The organism is Winogradskyella ouciana (assembly GCF_009709615.1).
In the GTDB taxonomy this organism is placed as follows: Bacteria; Bacteroidota; Bacteroidia; order Flavobacteriales; family Flavobacteriaceae; genus Winogradskyella; species Winogradskyella ouciana.
In genome coordinates, this window is the sequence record NZ_WJYA01000337.1 from 1 (window position 1) to 230 (window position 230).

1 protein-coding gene is annotated in these 230 nt (G+C 43.0%); it reads right to left on the minus strand.

From position 1 onward, the window contains the following. A partial coding sequence (locus F1003_RS16770) for a hypothetical protein (RefSeq protein ID WP_235898448.1) occupies positions 1-230 on the minus strand: 230 nt, incomplete at both ends.

Consider the following 230-nt stretch of genomic DNA (forward strand, 5'->3'; position numbering starts at 1 on the left):
GTCCTCTTTTTTCAGGAGGGAGATCTTTCATCTCCTGGTTTTTCCCGAGTATTTGCTGAAGCTCTTTGTTCACGACACCGTGAATGGTCTGTGTCATAGCTTTTCTCGTAACCATTTGAACGGTTTTTGCGAGTTGTTTTGCATAAACGATTTGACTTACACCGCCACCGGCCATCGCAACGGCTTCAATTTCTTCGATTCCTTCTGCATTTAAATAGTTGTCATCTACA